At 71.1% G+C, this 12,735-nt stretch carries 12 protein-coding genes; 9 read left to right on the top strand and 3 right to left on the bottom strand.

Annotated elements, in window-relative coordinates; translation table 11 throughout:
• Positions 1-130: 130 nt before the first annotated feature.
• Complete coding sequence (locus tag BJY20_RS07105) at positions 131-2,326, bottom strand: UvrD-helicase domain-containing protein (RefSeq protein WP_185990884.1); 2,196 nt, start codon at positions 2,324-2,326, stop codon at positions 131-133.
• Positions 2,327-2,704: 378 nt separating this feature from the next.
• On the opposite strand from BJY20_RS07105, the gene purD reads away from it, so the two are divergent.
• From purD to BJY20_RS07085, 4 genes are all read left to right on the top strand, one after another.
• Entirely contained in the window at positions 2,705-4,000 is a 1,296-nt protein-coding gene (purD, locus tag BJY20_RS07100) for a phosphoribosylamine--glycine ligase (RefSeq protein ID WP_185990883.1), read from the top strand.
• Positions 4,001-4,140: 140 nt separating this feature from the next.
• Positions 4,141-5,127, top strand: a complete 987-nt coding sequence (locus BJY20_RS07095; protein ID WP_185990882.1) for a phosphoribosylaminoimidazolesuccinocarboxamide synthase — start codon at positions 4,141-4,143, stop codon at positions 5,125-5,127.
• A complete protein-coding gene (locus BJY20_RS07090; protein WP_185990881.1) occupies positions 5,124-5,819 on the top strand; it encodes a hypothetical protein in 696 nt (231 codons plus the stop codon). The genes BJY20_RS07095 and BJY20_RS07090 overlap by 4 nt, the downstream gene beginning before the upstream one ends.
• Positions 5,816-6,262 carry a helix-turn-helix domain-containing protein gene (locus BJY20_RS07085; protein ID WP_185990880.1) on the top strand — a complete coding sequence of 149 codons (447 nt, stop codon included), beginning with the start codon at positions 5,816-5,818 and terminating at the stop codon, positions 6,260-6,262. Before BJY20_RS07090 ends, BJY20_RS07085 begins: the two co-directional genes overlap by 4 nt.
• A 71-nt stretch (positions 6,263-6,333) precedes the next feature.
• On the opposite strand, the gene BJY20_RS07080 is transcribed toward BJY20_RS07085, so the two are convergent.
• Entirely contained in the window at positions 6,334-6,924 is a 591-nt protein-coding gene (locus BJY20_RS07080) for an ArsR/SmtB family transcription factor (RefSeq protein ID WP_185990879.1), read from the bottom strand.
• A gap of 59 nt (positions 6,925-6,983) precedes the next feature.
• Here BJY20_RS07080 and BJY20_RS07075 point away from each other — a divergent pair, with 59 nt between their 5' ends.
• The 5 genes from BJY20_RS07075 (at position 6,984) to BJY20_RS07055 (ending at position 11,632) form a co-directional block, all read left to right on the top strand.
• Positions 6,984-8,255, top strand: coding sequence for an MFS transporter (locus BJY20_RS07075; protein WP_185990878.1), 1,272 nt, complete (start codon positions 6,984-6,986; stop codon positions 8,253-8,255).
• Between the two features lie 87 nt (positions 8,256-8,342).
• A complete protein-coding gene (locus BJY20_RS07070; RefSeq protein WP_185990877.1) occupies positions 8,343-9,896 on the top strand; it encodes a fatty acyl-CoA synthetase in 1,554 nt (517 codons plus the stop codon).
• Positions 9,896-10,441, top strand: a complete 546-nt coding sequence (locus BJY20_RS07065; RefSeq protein ID WP_185990876.1) for a DUF1697 domain-containing protein — start codon at positions 9,896-9,898, stop codon at positions 10,439-10,441. Before BJY20_RS07070 ends, BJY20_RS07065 begins: the two co-directional genes overlap by 1 nt.
• A 43-nt stretch (positions 10,442-10,484) precedes the next feature.
• Positions 10,485-11,180 (top strand): hypothetical protein, encoded by a 696-nt coding sequence (locus tag BJY20_RS07060; protein WP_185990875.1) that lies wholly within the window; start codon positions 10,485-10,487, stop codon positions 11,178-11,180.
• Positions 11,177-11,632, top strand: a complete 456-nt coding sequence (locus tag BJY20_RS07055) for a helix-turn-helix domain-containing protein (protein ID WP_185990874.1) — start codon at positions 11,177-11,179, stop codon at positions 11,630-11,632. Before BJY20_RS07060 ends, BJY20_RS07055 begins: the two co-directional genes overlap by 4 nt.
• Positions 11,633-11,649: 17 nt before the next feature.
• Here the strand turns inward: BJY20_RS07055 and BJY20_RS07050 are convergent, their stop codons facing one another.
• Positions 11,650-12,717, bottom strand: a complete 1,068-nt coding sequence (locus tag BJY20_RS07050) for a class I SAM-dependent methyltransferase (RefSeq protein ID WP_185990873.1) — start codon at positions 12,715-12,717, stop codon at positions 11,650-11,652.
• Between the last annotated feature and the right edge of the window lie 18 nt (positions 12,718-12,735).

The following is a 12,735-nucleotide window of genomic DNA, read 5'->3' as shown; positions in this document are numbered from 1 at the left end:
GGTCCCGGAGGCAGCGTGCTTCCGGGGCCGTTCGCGCGTTCACGTCGTCTGCCTGACGGCGTTGTACGCACCCGTGTCCCGCAATTTCGCGTGACGGGTGGGCAGATCGCCGTAGGGCGAAGGGGGTCCGTCAGTCGGTCGGGCGCAGGACGCTCATCCGGTGGGCCGCGCGGGTGAGCACGACGTAGAGGATGCGGGCGCCGCCGGGGGACTCATCCACGATGGCGTCCGGGTCCACGACGAGGGTCGCGTCCCACTCCAGGCCCTTGGTCGACAGCGGGTCGATCACCGTCACCCGTCCCTCGTAGCCCTCCGCGAGACCCGCGACGGCGTTCGCGTGACGCTGCGGGGTGATGACCGCGATCGAGCCCTCGAGCTCCTGCGCGAGGTCGGCCAGCGCCTGCTCGGCGACCGTGCCGACGGCGGGGCGCGAGGTGTCCAGCGCGTCGCCGAAGGTCACCTCCGCCGGTTGCACCCCGGTCTCGCGGACGGCATCCGGGATGTCGGCGTCCGGGACGGCCGGCAGGATCACGGCGCGCGCGTAGTCGAAGATCTCCTGCGCGTTGCGGTAGTTCGTCGTCATGTGGAAGGACTGCCGCTGCTGGGTGCCATACGCCTCCAGCCGCGCGTGCTCGGCCTCGGCGGCGTCCTGCCACGAGGCCTGGGCGACGTCGCCGACGACGGTCCACGACGCCCGCCGACCACGGCGCCCGATCATCCGCCACTGCATCGGCGAGAGGTCCTGGGCCTCGTCGACGAGCACGTGTGCGTACTCGTCGGCCGGCCCGATCGTGTCGTACAGCAGGCGCTCGTGGGCGCTGGTCGGGCTGAGGTGGTGCTCGACGAGTGGGTCCTTGATCGCCGATCCCATGGCGCGCAGCTCCTCGACCCCGTCCAGCTCCTCGACCTCGAAGAAGGAGCGCTCCTCGGGGGCCTCGTGCTCGACCGGCCCCAGGCGCACCGACAGCTCGTCGATGAGCGCGACGTCGGCGACCGTCCAGGTGCCCAGCTCGAGCGTCTCGCGGGTGGCGTGCGCCAGTGCGGCGGCATCACCGTGGCTGAGCACGGACCGGCTGACGTCGTAGGCCAGCTCGGTGTCCTGGAGCCACAGCAGGGCCTCGCGTGGGTCGACCTGCGGCCACCACTGACCGAGGAAGGTGTCGACCGCCATCGAGCTGTCGAAGGCCTCGAGGAAGTCCTCACGCTCGCCTTCGCGCACCTGGCGCCACGCGGCCTCGGCGAGGAGGTCGCGCACCGCGTTGGCCGCCTGGTTGCGGTTGCGGTCGCGCAGCGCCCGGCGGCGGATGTCGGTGAGCGTCGTTTCGTCGAGGTGGACCGCCCGCCCGTCGACCATGACGCGCAGACTCGTCGGGGCACCGGGGACGGCCATGGCGGCCAGCCGATTCAGGACGGTGCGCATCTGCAGTGATCCCTTGAGCGCGGCGACCTCGGGCGGATCGTGCCGCACCGCGGTGATGACATCGACGACGTCGCCCAGGGAGCGCAGGGTCACCGAGTCCTCGCCGAGCGAGGGGAGGACCCGCTCGATGTATGCGGTGTAGGCCGAGGAGGGGCCGATGACGAGGATGCCGCCGGACTCGTAGCGTCGACGGTTGGCGTAGAGCAGGAAGGCGGCACGGTGCAGGGCGACGACGGTCTTGCCGGTGCCGGGGCCGCCGGTGATCTCGGTGATGCCACGGTCGGTCGCGCGGATTGCTTCGTCCTGATGGGCCTGGATGGTCGCGACGATGTCGCGCATCTGCTGTCCGCGGCTGCGGGTGAGCGCCGCCAGCAGGGCGCCGTCACCGACGACGACCATGTCGTCCGGGGCCTCGGGCACCATGAGGTCGTCCTCGACGCCGATGACCTCCTCGCCACGGCTGCGCAGCACGCGGCGGCGGATGACGCCCAGGTTGTTGCCCGGGGTCGCGCGGTAGAAGGGCGAGGCAGCCGGCGCGCGCCAGTCGATGACGAGCGGCTCGTAGTCGTCGTCGCGCACGCCGAGGCGACCGATGTAGCGGATCTCCCGCTCGTGGTCGGGCTCCTCCTCGAGGTCGAGGCGGCCGAAGACCAGGCCCTCGTGCTGGCGCTCGAGGTGCGCCTGGCGACGAGCGGCGTTGTAGACCAGCGCATCGCGCTCGAAGAGCCCGGACATCTCCTCGTCCCGCACGTCGCCGGTACGCGACGTGCGACCGCGGGACAGGCCGTCCACGGCGACGAGCTCGGCTCTCTGTCCGGCCTTGGCCAGCTCGGTGTTCACGCGGTCGAGGTGCTGCTGCTCGATGGCGATCTCGGCAGCGACGGCGTCGACATGGGTGTCGGTCACGGTGGAGTCCTGCTCCCCTCCAGCTTGGGCAGAAGGAGAGAGTCTAGTTGCCGGGACGGTGTGCCCAGGACGCGGTCTCCCGGCGCGATCCCGACTGCGCGGGCGGATTCGACACGAGGGGGCCCGGCGTCGGCGCGAGTACTTGATTTCACCTTCATCCAGATGCCAGTATCAGTCGAGTCGGCTACGGCCGGTGGTCGCGCGGTCGGTGTCCCCCCTGATGTCTGGACCCGCGACCTCGGGGCGCAGTTCGCGGCAGACCCCCCTGCTTGCCGCGGGCTGCGCTCCGCCTTTCTCGCGGACCTGCCTGATCCATCGTCTGTCGTGCCCGCACGGGACCCGCGATCACCGAGCCACCGGGTCTCGTAGGCTCACCCCGTGAAGGTTCTCGTCATCGGCTCCGGCGCCCGCGAGCACGCCCTCGTGCGCGCCCTCACCCACGACCCCACGGTGGACGCCGTCATCGCGGCCCCCGGCAACCCCGGTACCGACGCGCTCGCGCTCAACGAACCGGTCGATGCCGGCGACCCCGAGGCCGTCGTCGAGCTGGCCCGACGACACGCCGTCGACCTCGTCGTCATCGGGCCGGAGGTCCCCCTCGTTGCCGGAGTCGCCGATGCGTTGCGCGAGAGCGGGATCCGCTGCTTCGGGCCGAGCGCTGAAGCTGCCCGCCTCGAAGGCAGCAAGGCCTACGCCAAGGAGGTCATGGCCGCTGCGGGCGTGCCGACCGGCCTGGCGCGGGTGTGCACGAGCCGGGACGAGCTGGTCGAGGCCCTCGACGCGTTCGGCGTCCCCCACGTCGTCAAGGACGACGGCCTCGCCGCGGGCAAGGGTGTCGTGGTCACCGATGACCGTGAGGTCGCCATCGAGCACGGCATGGCCTGCCTGGCGAAGGGGGACGACGCCACCGTGGTCATCGAGGAGTTCCTCGACGGGCCCGAGGCGAGCCTCTTCTGCATCTGCGACGGCCAGCGGGTCGTCGCCCTGGACCTCGCGCAGGACTTCAAGCGCATCTTCGACGGCGACGAGGGGCCGAACACCGGAGGCATGGGCGCCTACAGCCCGCTGGCCTGGGCCCCGGAGGGGCTCGTCGACGACGTCGTCACCCGGGTCGCGCAACCGGTGGTCGAGGAGATGGCCCGGCGGGGGACCCCCTTCGCCGGGGTGCTCTACGTCGGCCTCGCCCTCACCTCCCGCGGTCCGCGGGTGATCGAGTTCAACGTGCGCTTCGGCGACCCGGAGACCCAGGCGGTCCTCGCCCGCCTCGACTCACCCCTCGGTGTGCTCCTCGCAGCTGCCGCGGACGGGGAGTTGGACGACCACGACCCGCTGCGGTGGCGCCCCGAGTCCGCCGTGACCGTTGTCCTGGCCGCCGAGGGCTACCCGGCGTCGCCGGTGACCGGGATCGAGATCGACGGCCTGCAGGAGCTCGCCGCGAGCGACCTGGCCGAGCACGTCCACGTCCTGCACGCGGGTACGCGGGTCGATGTCGAGGGTGAGGCCCCGCAGCTCGTCTCCTCCGGTGGTCGTGTGCTCTCGGTCGTCGCGACCGGTGACGACCTCACCCGGGCGCGCGAGCGTGTCTACGAGGCCGTCGGGCGGATCGACTTCCCCGGCAGCCACCACCGCACCGACATCGCGCTGCGGGCCTCGCGCGGTGAGATCCGGGTCTGATCCCTTCCCGGCGCACATCTCACGACGGGTCGAGGTATCCCCGCGTGGCAGGGTGCGCGTAGGTACCTCGAACGGATGGTCAGGGAGTCCGGCGGGGTACGTGGAGCGTCGCGTTGATACCGCCCTGCCAAGATGGCCCCATGACGAGTGACGCTCCCCTCGACCTGCCCGGCTACGCCCACCTCTACTCGGGCAAGGTGCGCGATCTGTACGCGCCGATGGGGCAGGACGGTGCGCCCCGGCAGGACCAGCTGCTGCTCGTGGCCAGCGATCGGATGTCGGCCTACGACTTCGTGCTCGACACCCCGATCCCAGACAAGGGGGCGGTGCTGACCCAGATGTCGCTGTGGTGGTTCGAGCAGGTCGCCGACCTGGTGCCCCACCACGTCGTCTCCACCGACGTGCCCACCGCCGTCGCCGGTCGGGCCGTCCTCGTCGAGCGCCTCGACATGCTGCCCGTGGAGTGCGTCGCCCGCGCCTACCTCACCGGCGGCGGCCTGAACGAGTACCGCTCCACCGGCGCGGTCAGCGGGGTCGACCTGCCGGAGGGGCTCGTCGACGGGTCCCGCCTGCCGGCACCGATCTTCACCCCGTCCACCAAGGCGCCCGCTGGTGAGCACGACGAGCCGATCCCCTTCGCCGGGGTGGTCGACGAAGTCGGGCAGGCGCTCGCCGATCGTGCCCGCGATCTGACCGTGGCGATCCTGCAGCGCGGCAACGAGATCGCCACCGAGCGCGGGATCATCCTCGCCGACACCAAGGTCGAGTTCGGCCTGCGCGGCCTCCAGCTGAGCGAAGGGGAGGACCCGGGTGCCGCGATCCGCGCCCGGGGGGCGGACGCCGAGATCGTCCTCGCGGACGAGCTCCTCACCCCGGACTCCTCACGCTTCTGGCCGGCGGACCAGTGGGAGCCGGGCCGCCAGCAGGCCAGCTACGACAAGCAGTTCGTCCGCGACTGGCTCACCTCCCCGGCCTCCGGCTGGGACAAGTCCTCCGGCGAGGCGCCCCCCGCCCTGCCCGAGGACGTCGTCGCGCAGACCCGGGCGAAGTACGTCGAGGCCTACGAGCGGCTGACGGGTCGGACCTTCGGCTCTGACGTATCGGATCCGATACGATTGGATGTATGAGCACGCAACACGCGCTGGCCCGAGTCCTCGAGTCGGCTGCGCGCCTCCAGCAGATCGTCCCTGACGCCGTGCTGGTCGGGGGGTCGGCCGCCGCCTTCTATGCCGGCCACCGGCAGTCCTTCGACCATGACCACGTCGTGGCGGACCTGGCGGCAAGGTACGCCGACGTCGTCGAGGCGGTCGAGGCCACCCAGGGCTGGGCCACGAGTGTGCGGGCCAGCTCGCCGCCCCTGACCCTGCTCGGCTCGCTCGACGGCGTGGAGGCAGGCCTGCGGCAGCTGCGTCGGACCCGACCGCTGGAGATCGAGGTCGTGGACGTCGGCGGTCATGAGCTGCGCGTGCCGACCCTGGGCGAGTGCCTGCGGATCAAGGCCTACCTCGTCGTGCAGCGCAACCAGGTGCGCGACTATCTCGATGTGGTGGCACTCGTCGATCGGCTGGGGCTGACTGAGGCGGTGTCGACGGTGTGCGGGATCGACGCCTACTACGCAGATCGCTCGGGCGAGGACGACTCCGTCCGGACCGTGCTCGTCCAGCGTCTGTCCGAACCCGATCCGCGCGACGCGCGTGTGACCCTGCAGCTCGCGTCCTACAAGGGCCTCGTCGAGCGGTGGCAGGACTGGAGTGCGGTCGTCGAGGCCTGCCAAGCGCTGGCCGACGCCGTGGTGGAGCGACTCGAGGAGGAGTCGTGAGCGTCTCCTTCCGCAATGTGGACGTCGACGCGGGCGCGCCGGTCGACACGTGGCCGTACGAGGCGATCGTCACCGTCATCGAGCGCGGCTCGATCTCCGACTGGATCACGCTGACCCGGGCGATCGACGCCGATCCGTGGGGGGCGGTGGCCCGGCAGGTCGAGGACTACCTGTCCTACGAGTCGCCCTATGGCGTGGGACCGCTGATGGCTCGCGCCATCGCACGGGCTCGACGCCAGGCCGAGGCGGCCGAGCGCGCGGTGGTGGCCGACGAGGTGCGGCAACTCGTCGTGGAGTCCGGGATGACCATGGAGGAGTTCGCTCGCGGGGTCGGCACCTCTCGCAGCCGACTATCGACCTATCGCACGGGTCGGGTCGTGCCCTCGGCGACGATGATGCACCGTATGCGCCACGTGAGCGGCCGCTCGGTGGCGGATCAGTAGCGACCGACGATCGGGGACCCCTGGGCCGGCGGCTCGTGCGGCTCCGACCAGAAGTCGTCGATCTCGCTGACTCATCGGTCCTCGCGCGGGGTGTCCGGTATCTCCTTCGTCGGGAGCACGAGGCGATAGGCGTCCCAGGCGCGCGCGCCCTCCGGGTGGTCGGCCCGGGTGCGGACCTTGTACTCCTCGGTGAGCTCCATGATGCGGTCGGCGAGCTCCTCCACCTCCTGCCACGTGAGCCAGAGTCTGCTGTGGCTCATGTGGCCGACGTCGTCGCGGCCTGCGGCCATTGCCCGCTCCGCGCGCTCCATCCCGGCCTGGATGTCGCTGCTCCAGCCGGCCAAGTTGGCGTCCTGGACGCCCGCCGGCGAGTGTCGGTAGGCCTCCGGTCGGACCGAGAGGCTGTCGGCCGCTGCCCGCCACGGGCGTTGTCGGGCATCTGAGGTGCCTTCGTCCCGAACGACGATGCCGGCCTTCTCCAGTGCACGCAGGTGGTAGCTCGTCGCCGAAGGAGTCAGCCCCACGAGCTCGGCCGCCTCGGTGGCCGTGAGCACCTCCCCCGAGTACAGCTCGGTGATCAGTCGCTGCCGCGCCGGGTGGGCGAGGGTGCGCAGCGCTCGGGCTTCGGTGATATTCAGCTCGGTGCGCTTCCTCCTGATCATGCCGTGATGATACTTGCCCGGACAAGGCGTGAAGCATTATCTTCATATATGTGAAACGAATGTTTCAGGATTTCGAGCAGGTGCTGTCGAACACGCGGGCGCGGCTGGTCCTCGCCGCACTCGCCTTCTCGGTCGTCGGTGACGGCGCGGCCAAGGTCGCGTTGCTCCTGCGGGTGCACGACGCAGGGGCCGGGCCCTCCGGCCTGGCCGTCATGCTCGTCCTCTTCGCGCTGCCGCTGGTACTGCTGTCCGGGGTTGCCGGCGCCCTGGCGGAGCGGACGGACCCGCGCCCCGTCGTCGTGGGCGCGGCCGGGGTCCAGCTCGTCGCAGCCTTCGGTCTCGCCTGGCGCGCCGACCTGGTCCTGACGGGCATCGGGGTGCTCGTGCTGCAGACCGGCTTCGCCCTGGCCAACTCGACCTGGGTCGTGACCCTCCCGAAGTTGGTCGACCAGGAGCACGTGGGCGCGCTCGTCTCGGTGGAGCACAGCGTGGTGGGCATCGCCGTTCCTGCCGGAGCCGCGCTCGGGGGCGTCCTCGTTCAGCACTGGGGCGTCTCCGCGCCCTTCGTCCTCGACGCGCTGACCTTCCTGCCCCTGATCGGTGCGGGCCTCCTGCTGCGTTCCTGGCCCACCCTGGAGGAGCGCGTCGTGCGAGCGGGATGGCGTCGCCGCTTCCTGCGGACCGTGGTCCCGCTCGACGGGCTGACCTCGCTGCGCGCCCATCCACTCCTGGCGGTGCTCGCTGCCGCGGTGCTGCCCTTCATCGTCGCGCTGGAGTCGGTCAACGCGGTGGAGGTCTTCCTCGTCAAGGACGTCCTCGGCGGCAACTCCAGCCAGTTCGGGCTGTCGGAGGCGGCGGCAGGGGTGGCTGCGGTGGTCGGTGCCCTGCTCGCCGTCGTCGTGCGCACGACCGACGGGCGTGTCCGTGGCGTCCTCGCCCTGCTGGGGGTCATCTCGCTCGTCCAGATCGGGCAGGGGCTCGCGCCCGGGATCGCCGCCTACATCGCGCTGGCCGCAGCCGTGGGCCTGCTGCTCGGCGGGCTCAACGCGATCGTCATGACGCTCATGGTCACGGCCACCGACCCGACGAGACGAGGGCGCATCGTCGCCCTCGTCGGTGGTGCCTCACGCTCCTGCGGGATGATCGCGCTCGCGCTGGGCGGAGGGCTCGGGACCGTCCTCGGTCCGCGTGGCACCTTCGTCACGGTGGGGCTGGTTGGGCTCGTGATCGCTGCTGCCGCACACCTGGCCGCGCGGCGCCACCTGCGGTCGGGGCGCGAGCCCAGCCACGCAGCGTTCGTGCACGAAGGGGACTCCCAGCCGCCATCGTGAGCGTTCCCTCGGGGGTGTGGCCCCCGCAGTCCCTCTTGGGCACGGGGTCCCCTTTCGCAGGACCCTCCCGAGGGGCAGACTGCCGTCATGTCGACGAGGACCGAGATGGCCACCGCACGCGCCAACGGGCTGGGGGAGGTGCTGCGCCGCAGCGCCGCCCGCTTCCGGGACAGGACCGCGATCATCGACGGGGAGACCCGCCTGAGCTATCGCGAGTTCGACGACCTCGTCACCCGCGTGGCCGCCGGCCTGGCCGGGCACGACATCAACCCCGGCGACCGGGTGGCCCTGCTGAGTCGTAACTCCGCAGACTTCGCCGCCATCGCCTGGGGCGCAGCGCGACTGGGCGTCATCCTCGTGCCGATCAACTTCATGCTCACCGCCGACGAGGTCGGCTACATCGTCGGGCACAGCGAGCCGGTCGCCTTCATCGCCCAGCCGGAGTTCGTCGCCACCGCCACCGAAGCCATCGCCGCGAGCGGTCAGGCGGTACCCACGCTCATCACCACCGGGGATGCGAAGGGGGAGTGGGCCCCCTTCGCCGACCTCGCCGCGACCGACGCCACCGGCTGGACCCCGCCGATCGTCGCCGACGACGACCCGATCCGACTGATGTACACCTCCGGCACCGAGTCCCGCCCCAAGGGCGCGCTGCTGACCTCCCGTGCCCTGCAGGCCGAGTACCTCAGCACGATCGTCGACGGCGGGATGAGCGGCGAGGACATCGACCTGCACACCCTGCCGCTCTACCACTGCGCCCAGCTGGACTGCTTCCTCGGGCCGGACCTCATGCTCGGTGCGACGAGCATCATTCTGCCCGCCCCGGAGCCGGCGAGGGTCCTGGCGAGCATCGCCGAGCACAAGGTGACCAAGTACTTCGCCCCGCCGACGGTGTGGATCTCCCTGCTGCGCCACCCCGACTTCGACACCACGGACCTGTCGAGCCTGCGCAAGGGCTACTACGGCGCCTCCCCGATGCCGGTGGAGATCCTCACGGAGATCCAGCAGCGGCTGCCGGACGTCGACCTGTGGAACTTCTACGGGCAGACCGAGCTCGCCCCGGTCGCAACGATCCTGCCTCCGCACGAGCAGCTGACCCACGCCGGATCGGCCGGATTCCCGGTGCTCAACGTCCAGACGCGGCTCGTCGACGACGAGGACGCCGAGGTTCCGGTCGGTGAGATCGGCGAGGTCGTCCACCGCAGCCCGCACATCGCCGCGGGCTACTGGCGCGACGGGGAGAAGACCGCCGAGGCCTTCCGGGGTGGCTGGTTCCACTCCGGCGACCTGGCGATCGAGGACGAGGACGGCCGGATCACGATCGTCGACCGCAAGAAGGACATGATCAAGTCCGGCGGCGAGAACGTCGCCTCCCGCGAGGTGGAGGAGGCGATCTACTCCCACCCGGACGTCGCGGAGGTGGCGGTCTTCGCGCTGCCGGACCCGAGGTGGGTCGAGGCGGTCACTGCCACCGTCGTCGCCAAGGGGGGCTCGGACCTCACGTCCGCCGCGATCCAGGAGCATTGCGCCGGCGTGCTCGCTCCCTTCAAGCAGCCCAAGCGGATCGAGATCGTCACCGAGCTGCCGAAGAACCCGAGCGGCAAGATCCTCAAGCGCGAGCTGCGGGAGCGCTTCAGCTGATGGGCACTTACGTCGCCTTCCTGCGCGCGATCAACCTCGGCGCCCGACGGAAGTTCCCCAAGGCCGACCTGCAGCGGGTCGTCGAGACGGTCGGCACCGGTGTGCAGGTGCACCTCAACACTGGCAACGTGCTGCTGACGAGCCGACAGCGCTCGTCCGCCGCGGTGGCGCGCACCCTCGAGGAGGCCTTCGCTGCCGACCGTGGATTCGAGGTGCCGACGGTCGTGCTCACCCTGGCCGAGTTGTCCCGGGTCGCTGCAGAGGCGGACGAGGCGGCGGGGCAGGCCCCCTTCGACGTCGGGGCGCACTACGTCTCGTTCCTCAAGGAGGCGCCGAGCGCAGAGGCGCTCGCGGCCTTCACCGCACGGGAGGCGAAGGGGGAGACCGCCGTGGTCCGCGGCGCCACCGTGCATCTCCTGGTCGCCGAAGCGGCGAACTACCGCGCCGCCACGCTGCCCGCCGCCGTCGAGCGGGACCTGGGTGTCGCGACGAACCGCAACCTCACCGTGGTGGCGGAGCTGGCTCGGCGGTGGGGCGCCAGCTGACGCGTTCAGCAGCGTTGTGTATCAGTATTGATACACTTCATACATGCCTGAGCAGAGTTCGCTGGACCGGGTGCTCGCCTCCGCGGCGCACCTCCAGCAGATCGTCCCCGACGCTGTGCTCGTCGGAGGGTCGGCCGCTGCCCTGTACGCCGGACACCGGGTGTCCTTCGACCATGACCATGTGCTCGCCGACCTGTCCGGTCGCTATGCGGAGGTCGTCGAAGCAGTCGAGGCCACCGACGGATGGGCCACCAGCGTGCGGGCCAGCTCGCCACCGTTGACGCTGCTCGGCTCGCTCGACGGGGTGGAGGCCGGTCTGCGTCAACTGCGGCGGGTACGTCCCCTCGAGGTCGAGGAGGTCACGGTCGGCGGGCGCCCCCTTCGCGTGCCCACGATCGAGGAGTGCCTGCGGATCAAGGCCTACCTCGTCGTCCAGCGCAACCGGACCCGGGACTACCTCGACGTCGTGGCCCTTGCCGACCGACTTGGCGCGCCAGCCGCGGTGGCGGCGCTGGGCGCCATCGACGACTACTACCGCGACCGCTCCGAGGCGGGCGACTCGGTCCTCACCGTGGTGGTGCAGCGGCTCTGCGAACCCGACCCGCGGGACGTGCGCGTCACCCGCCAGCTCGCCTCGTACAAGGGCCTGGTCGAGCGCTGGCACGACTGGCAGGCCGTGGTCGAGGACTGCCACGCACTCGCTGATGCCGTGGTCGAGCATCTGGAGGAGCTGCGATGACCGTGGCCTTCCGCAACGTCGATGTCGACCCCGACGCCCCCGTCGACACCTGGCCCTACGAGGCCATCGTCACCGTGATCGAGCGAGGGACGATCGGCGACTGGCTGCTGCTCACCCGGGCGATCGACGCCGATCCCTGGGGTGTGGTCGCCCGTCAGGTCGAGGACTACCTCTCGTACGAGGCCCCTTACGGCGTGGGGCCTCTCCTGACCCGGGCCGTCGCGCGAGCCCGGCGCCAGGCCGAGGAGGCCGAGCGTGTCGCGGTCGCCGACGAGGTACGCCGGCTCGTCGCGGACGCGGGCATGACGACTGCAGAGTTCGCCGGCCGGATCGGCACCTCGCGCAGCCGACTCTCGACGTACCGCTCGGGTCGGGTCGTGCCCTCGGCGACGATGATGCACCGGATGCGGCGCGTGTCACGGCGCGACTCAGAAGGCCCCGGCGCTCGCTGACGCTCTCGCTGCTCCCCTCACCCGGGACGGCGTCCGTACGTCACTGCGTGCACCGGACTGAGCTGGAACCACCCCAGGTCGGTGAACCCGTGCCGGGTGAGCAGGTCGTCGTACGCGGTGCGAGGGAGGAGCTGGTCGTCGATCTGGGCCTCGAAGAACTGCACGCCCGACATCAGTCGACCCGGCACCGAGCGCAGCCCCTCGTCGCTGTCCGGGAAGGGGAAGTCGGAGATGACGAACCACCCGCCCGGCTTCAGCGCGGCCAGCACCCGCTCGGTCACGCGGTCGATGTCGCGGCACTCGTGCATCGAGATGTTGTTGATGACGACGTCCACCGGCTGCTCGACCGCCATGTCCTCGAGCGGGCTGACCACGAGCTCGACCCGCTCGGCGAGACCGGCGCGCTCGACCGCGGCCCCGGCCCGCTCGATGGAGTGCGCGTCACCGTCCACCCCCACGACGTTCGCCTCGGGGTAGGCGCTCGCGAGCCGGACCACACCGGCCCCGGATCCACAGGCGGTGTCCAGGACACGGCCGCCGGTGCGCAGGACGTCCTCCAGCCCGGGCACCTGCGCCAGCCCGGCGGCGAGCAGGCGCGTGTAGAACGGTCGACCCGTGCCCTCGACGCAGGCGATCCACTCGGGGCTCGTCTCGTCCCACCACATCCGCTCGCCGGTGGTCAGGTTGTCGGCGAACCGTCCGAACATCTCGTACTGCCCGACGGTTGCGAACATCCCGCCGAGGTAGGCGGGCGAGTCCTCGTAGAAGAGCAGGGTCCCCATGTGTGCCGCCAGCGCGTAGCCCCCTTCGTGCCGGTCCAGCACGCCGGCGCCGAACGCGGCCCGGCACCAGACGGCCACGTACAGGTCGTCCATCCCGAGCTGCTCCGCCAGCTCGCCGGGGGTCACCGAGGGCGTGGTGGCGATGCCGCGCAGCAATCCGGACTCCAGGCCCATCCGGATCACGCGGGTGGCCATGTACCCGGCGAGGTGCCCCAGCAGCACCCCTGCCTGCTCCGGCAGCGTCGGCCCGGCGTCGCCTGCGCTGGTTGTCGTCGTTCCCGTGGTCGTCCCTGTGGTGGTCATGGCCGGATCCCTCGTGTG

This window comes from Janibacter cremeus, from assembly GCF_013409205.1.
GTDB lineage: Bacteria > Actinomycetota > Actinomycetes > Actinomycetales > Dermatophilaceae > Janibacter > Janibacter cremeus.
The sequence above is the reverse complement of the archived record's forward strand: the minus strand, read 5'-3'. Positions and strand labels throughout refer to the sequence as shown.

What these genes read in the sequence shown, in the direction of transcription:
- BJY20_RS07070 (WP_185990877.1), top strand. Translation starts at nt 8,343, where the DNA reads ATGTCGACGAGGACCGAGATGGCCACCGCACGCGCCAACGGGCTGGGG.
- BJY20_RS07090 (WP_185990881.1), top strand. Translation starts at nt 5,124, where the DNA reads ATGAGCACGCAACACGCGCTGGCCCGAGTCCTCGAGTCGGCTGCGCGC.
- BJY20_RS07095 (WP_185990882.1), top strand. Translation starts at nt 4,141, where the DNA reads ATGACGAGTGACGCTCCCCTCGACCTGCCCGGCTACGCCCACCTCTAC.
- BJY20_RS07080 (WP_185990879.1), bottom strand. Translation starts at nt 6,924, where the DNA reads ATGATCAGGAGGAAGCGCACCGAGCTGAATATCACCGAAGCCCGAGCG.
- BJY20_RS07055 (WP_185990874.1), top strand. Translation starts at nt 11,177, where the DNA reads ATGACCGTGGCCTTCCGCAACGTCGATGTCGACCCCGACGCCCCCGTC.
- BJY20_RS07050 (WP_185990873.1), bottom strand. Translation starts at nt 12,717, where the DNA reads ATGACCACCACAGGGACGACCACGGGAACGACGACAACCAGCGCAGGC.
- BJY20_RS07075 (WP_185990878.1), top strand. Translation starts at nt 6,984, where the DNA reads ATGTTTCAGGATTTCGAGCAGGTGCTGTCGAACACGCGGGCGCGGCTG.
- BJY20_RS07065 (WP_185990876.1), top strand. Translation starts at nt 9,896, where the DNA reads ATGGGCACTTACGTCGCCTTCCTGCGCGCGATCAACCTCGGCGCCCGA.
- BJY20_RS07060 (WP_185990875.1), top strand. Translation starts at nt 10,485, where the DNA reads ATGCCTGAGCAGAGTTCGCTGGACCGGGTGCTCGCCTCCGCGGCGCAC.